Raw genomic sequence first — 15,788 nt, forward strand, 5'->3', positions numbered from 1 at the left:
GATGAACCTGGCGCGCTACCGTTTTGTGCTGTCCCGGCCGCTGCAATTGCTGCCGGTGCTGTTTGGCATCAGCCTGATCACCTTTGTGCTGGTGCGCTCGATCCCGGGCGACCCGGCCCGGGCCTTGCTCGGCTCGCGCAGTACACCGGATGCCTTGCTGAAAATCCGCGCCCAATACGGCCTGGATCAGCCGTTGTGGCTGCAATACTTCTACTTCCTCAAGAACCTGCTCAAGGGCGATCTCGGCCAATCGCTGCTGTACAAAGTCGATGCCTTGAAGCTGATCGTCACCCGCATCGAGCCGACCCTGGTGCTGGTGCTTGGCAGTGTGCTGCTGGCGCTGTTGATCGCGCTGCCGTTGGCGACGTGGGCGGCGCGTAATAAGGGCGGATGGGCGGACAACCTAATCCGTGTGTTCACCACCGTCGGCCTGGGCATGCCGGCGTTCTGGCTGGGCTTGATGTTGATTCTGTTGCTGAGTGTGAAGTGGGGCCTGTTCCCGGTGTCTGGCTACGGCCGCACCTGGCTGGACAAGGCCCACCATATGCTGCTGCCGTGCCTGACCATCGCCCTGGCGCTGTCGGCGGTGCTGGTGCGCAACCTGCGCGCGAGCATGCTGATGGAGTTGCAGGCCGATCACGTCACCGCCGCCCGCGCGCGTGGGCTGTCGGAAGCTGCTGTGTTCCGTCGGCATGTGTTGCCCAATTCGCTGGTGCCGGCGGTCAACCTGCTGGCGGTGAACATCGGCTGGCTGATCAGCGGCACGGTGGTGATCGAAAGCCTGTTCGCGATTCCCGGTATCGGCCAATTGCTGGTGCGCGGCATTTTCACCCGTGACTACATGGTGGTGCAGGGCGTGGCCATGGTGCTGGCCTGTGCGACGGTGGTGGTCAACTTCGTTGCCGACGTGGTGACGGTGGCCCTCGATCCACGGGTGAAGATGCAATGAGCGGCCGCCCACTGATTGCTCCGTGGCGTTTGCGCCTGCGTTTTGGTTTTCGCAATGGCCGGCTGACGGCGGCGTGGGGCCTGCTGGTCCTGCTGGTGTGGTTGGCCCTGGCGCTGTTTGCACCGTGGCTCGCACCCTTTGACCCGATTGCGCAGAACACTGACATCAGTTTGCTCGGGCCTGGCCTGGCGCACCCGTTCGGCACGGATAACTACGGCCGGGACATCCTTTCACGCGTGATCTGGGGCGCGCGCATCGACCTGCAACTGGCGATTGTCGGGGTGATTTTCCCGTTCATGATCGGCACCTTTGTCGGCGCGGTTTCGGGCTACATCGGCGGGCGTTTCGACAGCTTCTGCATGCGCGTGATCGACGTGATCCTGGCATTCCCGTTTCTTGTGTTGATGCTGGCGATCATGGCGATTCTCGGCCCAGGCTTGAAAAGCTTTTATATCGCCATGGCGCTGGTGGGCTGGGTGTCATATGCGCGGCTGATCCGCTCGCAGATCCTGGTGCTCAAGGAAAGCGAGTTTGCGCTGGCCGCCAAAAGCCTGGGCTTTGGCCATGGGCGCATTCTGTTCCGGCATTTGCTGCCCAACGCCATGTTCGGTTCGATTGTGTTTTCCATGTCCGACGCCGTGCTGGTGCTGCTCAATGGCGCCGCCGTGAGTTACCTGGGCCTGGGCGTGCAACCGCCGACCGCCGAGTGGGGCACGATGGTGGCCGAAGGGCAGGCGTTTATCACCACGGCCTGGTGGATTTGCACCTTTCCGGGCCTGGCCATCGTCACGCTGGCCATGGGCTTCAGCCTGCTCGCCGATGGCGTGGCGCAAGTGTTGGGGGATCGCGCATGAGCCTGCTGCAAGTGCGTGACCTCAGCGTGATCGCCAACAATGCCGGGCGCGATGTCACCTTGGTCGACCGCGTGTCCTTTGATTTGGCCGAGGGTGAAATCCTTGGCCTGGTGGGCGAGAGCGGCTCGGGCAAGACCCTGGCCTGTCGCGGGTTGATGCGCCTGCTGCCCTCGCCCAACTTGCGCGTGCAAGGCGCTGCCGTGCGCCTGGCCGGGCAGGACCTGTTGACGCTGGACGAGGCCGGCATGCGCGCCGTGCGAGGCGGGCAACTGGGCATGATTTTCCAGAACCCCAGCAGCCATCTGGACCCGTTGATGCGCATCGGCGAGCAGATCGCCGAGGGCATTCGCCTGCACCAGGGCGCGTCGAAAAAAGACGCGCGCCTGCAAGCCATCGACGTGCTGCGCCAGGTCGGCATTCCCGATCCCAAGGCGCGGGTCGACAACTACCCCCACGAGTTTTCCGGCGGCATGCGCCAGCGCGCGATGATCGCTGTGGCGTTGGGCTGTAATCCTGAAGTGCTGATTGCCGACGAGCCGACCACCGCCCTCGATGTCACCGTACAGGCGCAAATCCTGCGCCTGTTACTGGAGCTGCGCGATCAGCGCGGCCTGTCGATCATCATGATCACCCACGACCTCGGTGTGGTGGCGCAAACCTGTGATTCCATCGCGGTGATGTACGCCGGGCGCCTGTGCGAGCACGGCAGCAAATACGAGTTGCTGGCCAACCCGCAACACCCGTACACCGCCGGCCTGATTGATTGTCAGCCTGCCCACAGCAGTGGGCACGCGTTGCTGCGCACGATTCCCGGCCAGCCGCCGTTGCTGGACGCATTGCCGCAAGGGTGTCGCTTCAACCCGCGCTGTGCGCAGGCGGGCGCCTTGTGCACGCAGTTGTTACCCCAAGGCGCGCGGGTGGCGTGCCACTATCCCTTGGGAGACCGATCATGAGCCTGTTGCAGATCAAGGACCTTGAGGTGCGTTTCGCGGCGCCCGGTACGGGCCTGTTTGGCCTGCATAAACAGTGGGTGAGGGCGGTCAATGGTGTCTCGCTGAACCTGGCCGCCGGTGAAACCCTGGGGCTGGTTGGCGAGTCCGGCAGCGGCAAGAGCACGCTCGGCCGGGCGATCCTGCACCTCAACCCGATCAGCGCCGGCCAGGTGCTGTTCGATGGCGTCGACATGGCCCATGGCAGCGCTATCGATATCGCCCGCCTGCGCCATGAAACCGCGATGATCTTCCAGGACCCGTACGCCGCATTGAACCCGCGCCACACCATCGGCGAAACCCTTGCCGAAGTGTTGCGCGTACAGCGCAAAGTGGCGCCGCAGCAGATACCGGCCCGCGTGAATGAACTGCTCGATCTGGTCGGCCTGCGCCCCGAATTGGCCAGCCGCAAACCCGGCTCTTTAAGCGGCGGCCAGTGCCAGCGTGTCGGCATCGCGCGGGCGCTGGCGGTGGAACCGCGCTTGATCATCGCTGATGAATGCGTGGCGGCGCTGGATGTGTCGATCCAGGGCCAGATCATCAACCTGTTGCTGGAACTGCAGCAGCGCATGAACCTGGCGATCCTGTTTATCGCCCATGACCTGGCCATCGTGCGGCGCCTGTGCGACCGCGTGGCGGTGATGTACCTGGGCAAAATCGTCGAGGAAGGCCCGGTGGAAGCGGTGTTTACCGCACCGCGCCATCCGTACACGGCGGCGCTGATCGAGGCGATCCCCGAGATCGATCCGCATCGGCCGTTGCCTGCAGAACCTTTGCCCGGTGAGCCACCGAGCCCGCTGAATTTGCCCACAGGCTGCGCCTTTCACCCGCGTTGCCGGTTCGCCCGAACGATGTGTTCCGTGGTGTTGCCGCCGACGCATTTCCTGCACGAGCATCGATACAGTTGCGTGCTTGAAGCGCCACTCACCCCTTCTGCCATTCATGAACAAGGAGTTATGACATGCAATCGCGCCACTTGAAGTTGCTCGCCGCCGCTACGTTGACCGCGTGGTCCCTTACTGCCGGCCTGGCCCAGGCCGCCGGTGTGCTGACCATCGGCTGCCGTGAAGACAGCACCACGTTTGACCCGATCAAAAGCGCGCAAAACCGCGACACCTGGGTGTTCGCCAACGTCTACGACACGCTGGTGCGCGTGGATAACCTGGGCACCAAGATGGAGCCGGGCCTGGCAGAAAGCTGGGACATTTCCAAGGACGGCCTGACCTACACCTTCAAACTGCGCGACGCGAAGTTCTCCGACGGCTCGCCGATCACCGCCGACGACGCAGCGTTCAGCCTGCTGCGTATCCGCGACAACAAGGCCTCGTTGTGGAGCGACCCGTTCAGCCTGATCAACACGGCCAAGGCGTCGGACCCGCACACCCTGGTCGTCACCCTGAAAACTCCGGCTGTAGCCTTCCTCTCGCAATTGGCGTCGCCGACGGTGTCGATCCTGTCGGAAAAAGCCATGACCAAGATGGGCGAAGACGCTTACTCGGAAAACCCGGTGACGTCCGGCGCGTTTACCGTGGACGAGTGGCGCAAGGGCGACCGGGTGATTCTGAAAAAGAACCCGAACTTCTGGCAGGCCAACAACGTGAGCCTGGATGGCGTTGAGTGGGTATCGGTCACCGACGACAACACACGCATGCGCATGGTGCAGAACAACGAGCTCGACACAGCGATCTTCGTACCGTTCTCCCGCGTGGAAGAGCTGAAAAAAGACAAGAACGTGGTGATCCACTCCGATCCGTCGACCCGCGAAGACCACTTGCTGATCAACCACGCCCACGGCTTGCTGGCCAAACCGCAAGTGCGCGAGGCGCTGGACATGGCCATCGACAAACAATCGCTGGTCAAGACCGCCACTTACGGTCAGGGCACCGTGGCCTATTCCTACATCCCGAAAGGCTCGCTGTACCACTACGCCAACAACCTGCAACGCCCGTATGACCCGACCGCCGCCAAGAAGCTGCTGGAGGCGGCCGGTGCCAAGGACTTGAAGCTCAACTACGTGGTCAACGCCGGCAACGAAGCCGACGAGCAGATTGCGGTGATCATCAAGGACCAATTGGCCAAGGTCGGCGTGACCGCCAACCTGCAGAAAGTTGACCCGACTCAAAGCTGGCAGATGCTGGTGGACGGTGAGTACGATATTTCGGTGATGTACTGGACCAACGACATTCTCGACCCGGACCAGAAAACCACTTTCGTGCTGGGCCACGACACCAACCAGAACTACATGACCCGCTACAAGAACGACAAGGTCAAGGAGCTGGTGGCGGCTGCGCGGATCGAGGCTGATCCGGTCAAGCGTGAGCAGATGTACATCGAGTTGCAGAAACTGGCAAAACAGGATGTGAACTGGATCGACCTGTACTACAGCCCGTACATCAACATCTCACGCAAGAATGTGAGCAACTTCCTGCAAAACCCGCTGGGGCGCTTCACCCTGGAAGAAGTAGTGAAAAACTAACCCTCCCAGATACACCGCAAAACAATGTGGGAGCTGGCTTGCCTGCGATGGCATCCACTCGGTATGTCAGCTACACCGCGGTGAGGCCATCGCAGGCAAGCCAGCTCCCACTTAAACCCGGTTCCACAGTTTGATTTGTGCTGTGTCAGGTTTTACTGCGCATCAAACGCCTGCCCATTGACGCCCGCACTGTCCGGCCCCATCAGGTACAGGTACACCGGCATGATGTATTCCGGCGCCGGCCTTTCCATCGGGTTTTCGCCTGGATACGCCTGTGCACGCATGCTGGTGCGGGTGCCGCCTGGGTTGATGCTGTTGGAGCGCACCGACGCGACATCCTCCAACTCATCGGCCAGGGTTTGCATCAAGCCTTCAGTCGCGAACTTCGACACGCCGTACGCGCCCCAGTAGGCACGGCCCTTGCGCCCGACGCTGCTGGAGGTGAACACCACGGACGCATCCTGGGACAGCTTGAGCAGCGGCAGCAGCGTGCTGGTCAGCATGAACATTGCGTTGACGTTGACGTGCATCACCCGCATGAAATTCTCACCGGACAACTGCTCGATCGGCGTGCGCGGGCCGATGATCGAAGCGTTGTGCAGCAGGCCGTCGAGGTGGCCGAACTCTTTTTCGATCATCGCGGCCAGCTCATCGTATTGATGGGGCAGTGCGGTCTCCAGGTTGAAGGGAATCACCACTGGCTGCGGTTGGCCCGCGGCTTCGATTTCGTCATACACCTGGGCCAGGTTGGCTTCGGTCTTGCCCAGCAACAGCACGGTGGCGCCATGGGCGGCATAGGTTTTCGCCGCCGCCGCGCCAATCCCGCGACCGGCGCCGGTCACCAGGATTACCCGGCCTTTGAGCAGTTCTGGACGTGCGCAGTAATCAAACATAAATAGCCTCGACAGAATTCAAGATGTTACAGCTCTTGAAGTGGAATCCATTTCAGGTGGGAACTGGCTTGTCTGCGATAGCACAGTGCCTGTCTCCAGATGGGCTGGCTGGCAGACCGCTATCGCAGGCAAGCCAGCGCCCACATTGATCTGAGTGTTGGCGAGATCGTCTAACAATCAGCAACTGCACAGTGCGTTATCCAGCACCTTGCGCAGCTCCAACGGGTGGTCCACGACCACGTCGGCGCCCCAGTTGCGGGGGTTGTCGTCCGGGTGGATGTAGCCGAACGTGACCGCTGCGGTGCGGGTGCCGGCGTCGCGGCCGGACTCGATATCGCGCAGGTCATCGCCCACGAACAGCACGCTGGCAGGGTCCAGGTCGAGCATCTTGCACGCCAGGATCAGCGGCTCCGGGTCTGGCTTGCTGTTCTTCACGTGGTCCGGGCAGATCAGCAGCGCCGAACGCTCGGCCAGGCCCAGTTGCTGCATGATCGGTTCGGCAAAGCGCAGCGGCTTGTTGGTGACCACGCCCCAGACCAGGTTGGATTTTTCGATGTCCTGCAGCAGTTCTTCCATGCCGTCGAAGAGCTTGCTGTGGATCGCGCAGCCCTTGAGGTAGCGCTCCAGAAACTCCAGGCGCAGGGCTTCAAAACCTGGGGATTCCGGGTCCATCGAGAAGGTCACGGCAACCATCGCCCGCGCGCCGCCGGAGATTTCATCGCGGATGTGCTGGTCGTTGATCGGCGCCAGGCCGCGGTCGGCGCGCATCGCCTGGCAGATCGCGATGAAGTCCGGCGCGGTGTCCAGCAACGTACCGTCCATATCGAAGAGAACCGCTCGCAACTTCACAGGCTTACTCCTCGCGCAGGGTCTGGATCATGTAGTTGACGTCAACGTCGTTGGCCAGCTTGTAGTGCTTGGTCAGCGGGTTGTAGGTCAGGCCGATGATGTCTTTGACGGTAAGCCCGGCCTGGCGGCTCCAGGCGCCCAGCTCGGAAGGGCGGATGAATTTCTTGAAGTCGTGGGTGCCGCGCGGCAGCAACTTCATGATGTATTCGGCGCCGATGATCGCGAACAGGTAGGCCTTGGGGTTGCGGTTGATGGTGGAGAAGAACACCTGGCCGCCTGGCTTGACCATGCGGAAACAGGCGCGGATCACCGAGGAGGGGTCTGGCACGTGCTCGAGCATCTCAAGGCAGGTGACCACGTCGAACTGCTCGGGCATTTCCTCGGCCAGGGCTTCGGCGGTGATCTGGCGGTATTCCACGCTCACGCCGGATTCCAGCTGGTGCAGTTGCGCGACGGCCAGTGGGGCTTCGCCCATGTCGATGCCCATCACGGTGGCGCCACGCTGGGCCATCGCTTCGCTGAGGATGCCGCCGCCACAACCGACGTCGAGTACCTTTTTGCCGGCCAGGTTGACGCGTTCGTCAATCCAGTTGACCCGCAGCGGGTTGATGTCATGCAGGGGTTTGAACTCGCTTTCGCGGTCCCACCAGCGGTGAGCCAGGGCTTCGAATTTGGCGATTTCGGCGTGGTCGACGTTGCTCATGGTGAATCCTCTAAATCTGATAAATCGGTTTGCAGGTGTTCAAGCGTAGGTGCAAACCCTGCGTTATTCGCTGTGCCCGCTGATGCGTTGGCCCCAGGCAATGGCCGTGGCGGTCAACTGTTGTTCATCCATGCGGGTCAATTGCCGGTCGTCGAGCAACTGCTTGCCGGCGACCCAAAGGTGTTTCACGCAATCGCGTCCGGTGGCATAGATAAGCTGTGAGACCGGATCGTAGATCGGTTGTTGCGCCAGCCCCGAAAGATCAAAGGCCACGATGTCGGCAGCCTTGCCGACCTCCAGCGAGCCAATCTCGCTTTCCAGGCCCATGGCGCGCGCGCCGTTGAGCGTGGCCATGCGCAGGGCGCGGTGGGCGTCCAGAGCCGTGGCCGAACCGGCGACGGCTTTGGCCAGCATGGCGGCGGTGCGGGTTTCGCCCAGCAGGTCGAGGTCATTGTTGCTGGCGGCGCCGTCGGTGCCGATCGCCACGTTGACGCCAGCCTGCCACAGACGCTCCACCGGGCAAAAGCCGCTGGCCAGTTTCAGGTTCGATTCCGGGCAATGGATGACGCTGGTGTTGCTTTCTACCAGCAAAGCCAGGTCGTCCTCGCTGATTTGGGTCATATGAACGGCCTGGAAGCGTGGACCGAGCAGGCCGAGGCGGCCCAGGCGCGCCAGCGGGCGTTCGCCGGTCTGCTCGACGGCTTGCTGCACTTCGAAGGCGGTTTCGTGCACGTGCATGTGGATCGAGGCGTCCAGCTCTTCGGCAATTATCCGGATTTTTTCCAGGTTTTCATCGCACACGGTGTACGGCGCGTGGGGACCGAAGGTGATCCGGATGCGCGGATGATGCTTGAGGTCGCCGAACAGCTCGACGCCCTGGCGAATCGCCTCGTCGGCCGTGCTGGCGCCGGGAATCGGGAAGTCGAGGATCGGAATCGCGATCTGCGCGCGCATGCCGCTGTTGTGCACGCAGTCGCTGGCGACCTTGGGGTAGAAGTACATGTCGCAGAAGCAGGTGATGCCGCCCTTGAGCTGCTCGGCGATGGCCAGGTCGGTGCCGTCGCGCACGAAGGCTTCATCGACCCACTTGGCTTCGGCGGGCCAGATGTGTTTTTCCAGCCAGGTCATCAGCGGCAGATCGTCGGCCAGCCCGCGAAACAGGCTCATCGCCGCATGGCCGTGGGCGTTGATCAAGCCCGGGCTGAGCAGCATGCCCGGCAGCTCGCGCACCTCGGTGGCGGCCAGCTTCAATGCCGCGGCCCGTGGCCCGATAAAGGCGATGCGACCATCGCGGATGCCCAGGCCATGTTCCTTGAGCACCACGCCGGCAGGTTCGACAGGTACCAGCCAAGTCGGCAGCAGCAATAAGTCGAGCGGGGCGGCAGTGGAGGTCATCGCAGGCTTCTTCCCGGGCAGCTATAAAAGAAGGGCGAAGTATACCCGAGCGTCCTGGCTGGCGGATCGCTATAATCGGCGGCTTTTGTTCATGAGTGCGGGGTAAGGGATGCGCGACCGACTGTTAGCAGCGGAGAAAGTGAAGGCCATCGAATGGCGTGATGGCGCGCTGCACCTGCTCGATCAGCGTGCCTTGCCGTCTCGGGAGTCCTGGGTTGCCTGCACCACTGTGGTTGAAGTGGCCGATGCCATACGCGCGATGGTGGTGCGCGGCGCGCCGGCCATTGGTATCAGCGCCGCCTATGGCCTGGTGCTCGCCGCGCGTGAACGCATCGCTGAAGGCGGCGACTGGCAGGCCGCGTGGGAAGAAGACTACGCACTGTTGGCTGACAGCCGTCCGACAGCCGCGAACCTGTTCTGGGCCTTGAAGCGCATGCGCGATCGCCTGGACCGCATCAAGAAGCACGCCGACCCGCTGGCGGCGCTGGAAGCGGAAGCGATTGCGATCCATGAAAGTGATCGAGAGGCCAATGTGGTCATGGCCCAGTTGGGCCTCGAGCGGATTCGCAAGCACCAGGGCAACGCCCAGGCGATCCTGACCCACGGCAATGCCGGCGCACTGGCCACAGGCGGGGTCGGCACGGCCTTGGGGGTGATACGCGCCGCGTTTCTGGAAGGGTTGGTCGAGCATGTCTATGTCAACGAGACGCGCCCCTGGCTGCAAGGTTCGCGGCTGACGGCGTGGGAGCTGGCAGGCGAGGGTATTGCGGTCACGGTGAATGCTGACTCGGCTGGCGCGCATATCCTCAAGACCAAGGGCGTGACCTGGGTGGTGGTCGGCGCCGACTGCATTGCCGCCAACGGTGATGTGGTCGGCACGATCGGCACGTATCAGTTGGCCGTATGCGCGATGCACCATGGCGTGCGCTTTATGGTGGTGGCGCCCAGCTCGACACTCGATTTGATGATGGCCACGGGTGAAGACGTCGCCCTGGAGGAGCGTGATCCCGGTGAGTTGCTGGACGTCATGGGGCAACAGTTGGATGTGGCAGCTTTGAATCCCGTGTTCGACGTCACCCCGGCTGATCTGATTGATGTGATCGTGACCGAAAAAGGCATCGTCGAGCGCCCGGACACCGCCAAGCTGGCCAAGTTGATGTGCCGTAAGCGCCTGCATTGAGGGGGGTTGGTGACTGTCAGGCTGCTATCGGGGGCAAGCCCCCTCCCACATTTTGACTGTGTTCACACGTCGAGTGTGGGAGGGCGCTTGCCCCCGATTGGCCTTATAAGTCAATAAAACCCTTGGATCTGCCCTCAAAAAACAGCACCACCCCACCTCTGAGCCCCTCTCGTCGCCCTCAGGCCCGTCATCCGTCAACTAACTATGCTCCATGCGCATCTGGGGGATAGGTGCGTGGCGGCGATTGTGATAACATCCGGCGGTTTCCAGGGCTGCCTCAAGGGGCTGCCCATAACGTGCAGATCCGTGTCATAACTCGTTGATTTGTCGTAAGTCGTTGTCAGGCACTCTGCCGGCAGCGGCGAGCTTCGTTCGTCCCATAGGATGTGACGAGGTTTCACCCGAAAAAGGAATCAGGCTTCTCATGGGCGAACTGGCCAAAGAAATCCTCCCGGTCAATATCGAAGACGAGCTGAAACAGTCCTACCTCGACTACGCGATGAGCGTAATTGTCGGTCGGGCACTGCCTGATGCGCGCGATGGCTTGAAGCCCGTGCACCGGCGTGTGCTGTTCGCGATGAGCGAGCTGGGTAACGACTGGAACAAGCCGTACAAGAAATCTGCCCGTGTTGTCGGTGACGTGATCGGTAAGTATCACCCTCACGGCGACACTGCGGTGTACGACACCATCGTTCGGATGGCGCAGCCGTTTTCCCTGCGCTACCTGCTGGTAGACGGCCAGGGCAACTTCGGTTCGGTCGACGGCGACAACGCTGCGGCCATGCGATACACCGAAGTGCGCATGACCAAGCTGGCGCACGAGCTGCTGGCCGACCTGCACAAAGAAACCGTGGACTGGGTGCCGAACTACGACGGCACCGAAATGATCCCGGCCGTCATGCCGACCAAGATCCCCAACCTGCTGGTCAACGGCTCCAGCGGTATCGCCGTGGGCATGGCGACCAACATCCCGCCACACAACCTCGGTGAAGTCATCGACGGTTGCCTGGCGCTTATCGACAACCCCGAGCTGACCGTCGATGAGCTGATGCAATACATCCCCGGTCCGGACTTCCCGACCGCCGCGATCATCAACGGTCGCGCCGGCATCATCGAAGCCTACCGCACCGGTCGCGGCCGCATTTACATGCGCGCCCGCTCGATCATCGAAGACATCGACAAGGTCGGTGGCCGTCAACAGATCGTCATCACCGAGCTGCCTTACCAGTTGAACAAGGCGCGTCTGATCGAAAAGATCGCCGAACTGGTTAAAGAGAAGAAGCTGGAAGGCATCACCGAGCTGCGCGACGAGTCCGACAAAGACGGTATGCGCGTGGTGATCGAGCTGCGTCGTGGCGAAGTGCCTGAGGTGATCCTCAACAACCTCTACGCCCAGACCCAGCTGCAAAGCGTGTTTGGTATCAACGTGGTTGCACTGATCGACGGCCGTCCGCGCATCCTGAACCTCAAGGATCTGCTGGAAGCCTTCGTGCGTCACCGCCGCGAAGTGGTTACCCGCCGTACCGTGTTCGAACTGCGTAAAGCGCGCGAACGTGGTCACATCCTCGAAGGCCAGGCCGTTGCTCTGTCGAACATCGACCCGGTCATCGCCCTGATCAAGGCTTCGCCGACGCCGTCGGAAGCTAAAGAAGCGCTGATCAAGATGCCGTGGGAATCCAGCGCCGTTGTGGCGATGGTTGAGCGCGCCGGCGCCGACTCGTGCCGCCCTGAGACCCTCGACCCGCAATACGGTCTGCGTGACGGCAAGTATTTCCTGTCGCCGGAACAGGCCCAGGCCATTCTGGAACTGCGCCTGCACCGCCTGACCGGTCTGGAGCACGAGAAGCTGCTGGCCGAGTACCAGGAAATCCTCAACCAGATCGGCGAGTTGATCCGCATCCTCAGCAGCGCCGTGCGCCTGATGGAAGTGATCCGCGAAGAACTGGAAGTGATCCGCGCCGAATACGGCGATGTGCGTCGCACCGAAATCCTTGACGCCCGCCTCGACCTGACCCTGGGTGACATGATCCCGGAAGAAGAGCGCGTGGTGACCATCTCCCACGGTGGCTATGCCAAGACCCAGCCGTTGGCTGCGTACCAGGCCCAGCGTCGTGGCGGTAAAGGCAAATCGGCTACCGGCGTGAAGGATGAGGACTACATTGCTCACCTGCTGGTCGCCAACAGCCACACCACGCTGCTGCTGTTCTCCAGCAAAGGCAAAGTGTACTGGCTGAAAACCTACGAAATCCCGGAAGCCTCGCGTGCCGCCCGTGGTCGCCCGTTGGTCAACCTGCTGCCGCTGGACAGTGACGAATACATCACCACCATGCTGCCGGTCGATGAGTACACCGAAGGTCACTTCATCTTCATGGCTACCGCCAAGGGCACCGTGAAGAAGACCCCGCTGGAATCCTTCAGCCGTCAGCGCAGCGTAGGCCTGATCGCCCTGGAACTGGACGAAGGCGACGTGCTGATCTCCGCTGCCATTACCGACGGCGAGCGTGAAGTCATGCTGTTCTCCGACGGCGGCAAAGTAACGCGCTTCAAGGAATCCGACGTACGTGCCATGGGCCGTACCGCCCGCGGTGTGCGCGGCATGCGTCTGCCAGAAGGGCAGAAGCTGATTTCGATGCTGATTCCGGAAGAAGGCAGCCAGATCCTCACCGCTTCGGCGCGTGGTTATGGCAAGCGCACCGCGATTACCGAGTTCCCGGAGTACAAGCGTGGCGGCCAGGGCGTTATCGCCATGGTCAGCAACGATCGCAACGGCCGTCTGGTCGGCGCGGTCCAGGTGCTCGATGGCGAGGAAATCATGCTGATTTCCGACCAGGGCACCCTGGTGCGTACCCGTGTAGCCGAAGTGTCGAGCCTGGGCCGTAACACCCAGGGTGTGACCCTGATCAAGCTGGCCAAGGATGAAAAACTGGTCGGCCTGGAGCGGGTGCAGGAACCGTCGGAAGTTGAAGGCGAAGAGCTGGAAGAAGGTGAGGAATTCGACGGCGAGGTGATCGCAGCTGGCGATGACAACGTCGACGAGCCAACCCTCGATGCTGCCGCAGACGAAGAAGAACCGCAGGAATAAGCGGACACACAGGGGGCGGATGAAGATTCGCCCCCTTGTTGTTTGTCCGAACGGAAATATCGACAGCTGTGGAGATCGAGTGTGGGAACGGGCTTGCTCGCGAAAGCGGACTGACATTCACAAGAGATGTCGCCTGTTGGATCGCTTTCGCGAGCAAGCCCGCTCCCACATTGGATTGGGTGTCGGCTGATATGTTTGTGTGACTACCACCAGATCAGAGTGAGATTGGATGTGAGCAAGAGAGCCTATAACTTCTGTGCCGGCCCCGCGGCGCTTCCTGAAGCAGTCCTGCAGCGCGCGCAGGGTGAACTCCTCGACTGGCATGGAAAAGGCCTCTCCGTGATGGAAATGAGCCATCGCAGCGATGAGTTCGTGTCCATTGCCACCAAGGCCGAGCAGGATCTGCGCGACTTGCTGGACATCCCCTCAAACTACAAAGTGCTGTTCCTGCAAGGCGGCGCGAGCCAGCAGTTTGCTCAACTGCCGCTGAACCTGCTGCCCGAAGGCGGCACGGCCGACTATATCGACACCGGTATCTGGGGCCAGAAGGCCATTGAAGAGGCCTCGCGTTACGGCCACGTCAATGTTGCAGGCACCGCCAAGCCTTACGATTACTTCGCCATTCCGGGTCAGAACGAGTGGAAGCTGTCTGCGGATGCGGCCTACGTTCACTACGTCGCCAACGAAACCATCGGCGGCCTGGAGTTTGACTGGGTGCCGGAAGTGGGCGATGTGCCGTTGGTGTGCGACATGTCCTCGGACATCCTCTCGCGCCCGATCGATGTGTCCAAGTACGGCATGATCTACGCCGGGGCGCAGAAGAACATCGGCCCGAGCGGCATCCTGGTCAACATCATCCGTGAAGACTTGCTGGGTCGCGCCCGTTCGGTGTGCCCGACCATGCTCAATTACAAGGTCGCGGCTGACAACGGCTCGATGTACAACACGCCGCCGGCATTTGCCTGGTACCTCTCGGGCCTGGTGTTCGAGTGGCTCAAGGAGCAGGGCGGTGTCGCCGCCATGGGCAAGCTCAACGAAGAGAAGAAGCGCACCCTGTACGATTTCATTGACGCCAGCGGCCTGTACAGCAACCCAATCAACCTCACTGACCGCTCGTGGATGAACGTGCCGTTCCGTCTGGCTGATGACCGCCTGGACAAGCCGTTCCTGGCCGGTGCCGACGCACGTGGCCTGCTGAACCTCAAGGGTCACCGTTCGGTCGGTGGCATGCGCGCCTCTATCTACAACGCTGTCGACATCAACGCGATCAACGCGCTGGTTGCCTACATGGCAGAGTTCGAAAAGGAACACGGCTAATGTCTGAGCAAGAACTCAAGGCCCTGCGTGTACGTATTGACAGCCTGGACGAGAAAGTCCTGGAGCTGATCAGTGAGCGCGCGCGGTGCGCCCAGGAAGTGGCACGGGTAAAAATGGCATCCCTGGCTGAAGGCGAAGTGCCGGTTTTCTACCGGCCTGAGCGCGAAGCCCAGGTGCTCAAGCGCGTGATGGAGCGCAACAAGGGGCCGTTGGGCAACGAAGAAATGGCGCGGTTGTTCCGTGAAATCATGTCCTCGTGCCTGGCCCTCGAGCAGCCGTTGAAAGTCGCGTACCTCGGCCCGGAAGGCACTTTCACGCAAGCGGCGGCCATGAAGCATTTTGGCCACGCGGTGATCAGCAAGCCGATGGCAGCGATTGACGAAGTGTTCCGTGAAGTGGCGGCGGGTGCGGTGAACTTTGGCGTGGTGCCCGTGGAAAACTCCACCGAAGGCGCGGTCAACCACACGCTGGACAGCTTCCTTGAGCACGACATGGTGATCTGCGGAGAGGTCGAGCTGCGTATTCACCACCACTTGTTGGTGGGCGAGAACACCAAGACCGACAGCATCAGCCGCATCTATTCCCACGCCCAGTCACTGGCCCAGTGCCGCAAGTGGCTGGACGCGCATTACCCGAACGTCGAGCGCGTGGCGGTGTCCAGCAACGCCGAAGCGGCAAAGCGGGTCAAGGGCGAGTGGAATTCGGCCGCGATTGCCGGTGACATGGCTGCAGGCCTGTATGGCCTGACGCGCCTGGCCGAGAAGATCGAGGACCGCCCGGACAACTCCACGCGTTTCTTGATGATTGGCAGCCAGGAAGTGCCGCCGACCGGCGACGACAAGACCTCTATCATTGTCTCCATGAGCAACAAGCCCGGTGCGCTGCATGAGCTGCTGGTGCCGTTCCACGACAACGGGATTGACCTGACGCGAATCGAGACACGTCCTTCGCGCAGCGGTAAATGGACTTATGTGTTCTTTATCGACTTCATCGGCCATCACCGCGACCCATTGGTTAAAGGTGTGCTGGAGAAAATCAGTCAGGAAGCCGTGGCACTCAAGGTGCTGGGCTCTTACCCGAAAGCGGTTTTGTGAGGCTTTA

Annotated in this window: 13 protein-coding genes; 9 read left to right on the plus strand and 4 right to left on the minus strand. The window is 61.6% G+C overall.

The annotated features are described in order from the left end of the window. The first annotated feature begins 1 nt into the window (after nt 1). Genes C4J83_RS08490 through C4J83_RS08510 form a run of 5 tightly spaced genes read left to right on the plus strand, consistent with a single transcriptional unit; the run spans nt 2 to nt 5,268 of the window. Nucleotides 2-949, plus strand: a complete 948-nt coding sequence (locus C4J83_RS08490; protein ID WP_106576882.1) for an ABC transporter permease — start codon at nt 2-4, stop codon at nt 947-949. After that, nucleotides 946-1,803 (plus strand): ABC transporter permease, encoded by an 858-nt coding sequence (locus C4J83_RS08495; protein WP_124416785.1) that lies wholly within the window; start codon nt 946-948, stop codon nt 1,801-1,803. Before C4J83_RS08490 ends, C4J83_RS08495 begins: the two co-directional genes overlap by 4 nt. Continuing rightward, nucleotides 1,800-2,756 (plus strand): ABC transporter ATP-binding protein, encoded by a 957-nt coding sequence (locus C4J83_RS08500; RefSeq protein WP_106576880.1) that lies wholly within the window; start codon nt 1,800-1,802, stop codon nt 2,754-2,756. The genes C4J83_RS08495 and C4J83_RS08500 overlap by 4 nt, the downstream gene beginning before the upstream one ends. Further along, nucleotides 2,753-3,772 carry an ABC transporter ATP-binding protein gene (locus tag C4J83_RS08505; protein ID WP_106576879.1) on the plus strand — a complete coding sequence of 340 codons (1,020 nt, stop codon included), beginning with the start codon at nt 2,753-2,755 and terminating at the stop codon, nt 3,770-3,772. The genes C4J83_RS08500 and C4J83_RS08505 overlap by 4 nt, the downstream gene beginning before the upstream one ends. Next, complete coding sequence (locus tag C4J83_RS08510) at nt 3,754-5,268, plus strand: ABC transporter substrate-binding protein (protein WP_119739268.1); 1,515 nt, start codon at nt 3,754-3,756, stop codon at nt 5,266-5,268. Before C4J83_RS08505 ends, C4J83_RS08510 begins: the two co-directional genes overlap by 19 nt. Nucleotides 5,269-5,420: 152 nt before the next feature. Here C4J83_RS08510 and C4J83_RS08515 read toward each other — a convergent pair whose 3' ends face one another. The 4 genes from C4J83_RS08515 to C4J83_RS08530 form a co-directional block, all read right to left on the minus strand. Continuing rightward, nucleotides 5,421-6,161, minus strand: coding sequence for a YciK family oxidoreductase (locus C4J83_RS08515; RefSeq protein ID WP_124416786.1), 741 nt, complete (start codon nt 6,159-6,161; stop codon nt 5,421-5,423). Between the two features lie 177 nt (nt 6,162-6,338). After that, nucleotides 6,339-7,010, minus strand: coding sequence for an N-acetylmuramic acid 6-phosphate phosphatase MupP (gene mupP / locus C4J83_RS08520; protein ID WP_106576876.1), 672 nt, complete (start codon nt 7,008-7,010; stop codon nt 6,339-6,341). A 4-nt stretch (nt 7,011-7,014) separates the two neighbouring features. Beyond that, a complete protein-coding gene (gene ubiG, locus C4J83_RS08525; RefSeq protein ID WP_003189760.1) occupies nt 7,015-7,713 on the minus strand; it encodes a bifunctional 2-polyprenyl-6-hydroxyphenol methylase/3-demethylubiquinol 3-O-methyltransferase UbiG in 699 nt (232 codons plus the stop codon). Between the two features lie 63 nt (nt 7,714-7,776). Then, nucleotides 7,777-9,108: a TRZ/ATZ family hydrolase gene (locus C4J83_RS08530; protein WP_106576875.1), complete on the minus strand. Its 1,332-nt coding sequence runs from the start codon at nt 9,106-9,108 to the stop codon at nt 7,777-7,779. 109 nt (nt 9,109-9,217) lie between these two features. Here C4J83_RS08530 and mtnA point away from each other — a divergent pair, with 109 nt between their 5' ends. From mtnA to pheA, 4 genes are all read left to right on the plus strand, one after another. Beyond that, on the plus strand, nt 9,218-10,288 hold the full coding sequence (gene mtnA, locus C4J83_RS08535) for an S-methyl-5-thioribose-1-phosphate isomerase (RefSeq protein WP_124416787.1): 1,071 nt from the start codon (nt 9,218-9,220) through the stop codon (nt 10,286-10,288). Nucleotides 10,289-10,712: 424 nt separating this feature from the next. Then, nucleotides 10,713-13,370, plus strand: a complete 2,658-nt coding sequence (gene gyrA / locus C4J83_RS08540) for a DNA gyrase subunit A (protein ID WP_106576873.1) — start codon at nt 10,713-10,715, stop codon at nt 13,368-13,370. Nucleotides 13,371-13,601: 231 nt separating this feature from the next. Further along, a complete protein-coding gene (gene serC, locus C4J83_RS08545) occupies nt 13,602-14,687 on the plus strand; it encodes a 3-phosphoserine/phosphohydroxythreonine transaminase (RefSeq protein ID WP_106576872.1) in 1,086 nt (361 codons plus the stop codon). Further along, nucleotides 14,687-15,781 carry a prephenate dehydratase gene (pheA, locus tag C4J83_RS08550; RefSeq protein ID WP_003172650.1) on the plus strand — a complete coding sequence of 365 codons (1,095 nt, stop codon included), beginning with the start codon at nt 14,687-14,689 and terminating at the stop codon, nt 15,779-15,781. Before serC ends, pheA begins: the two co-directional genes overlap by 1 nt. Nucleotides 15,782-15,788 lie beyond the last annotated feature (7 nt).

It is taken from the genome of Pseudomonas sp. LBUM920 (assembly GCF_003852315.1).
GTDB lineage: Bacteria > Pseudomonadota > Gammaproteobacteria > Pseudomonadales > Pseudomonadaceae > Aquipseudomonas.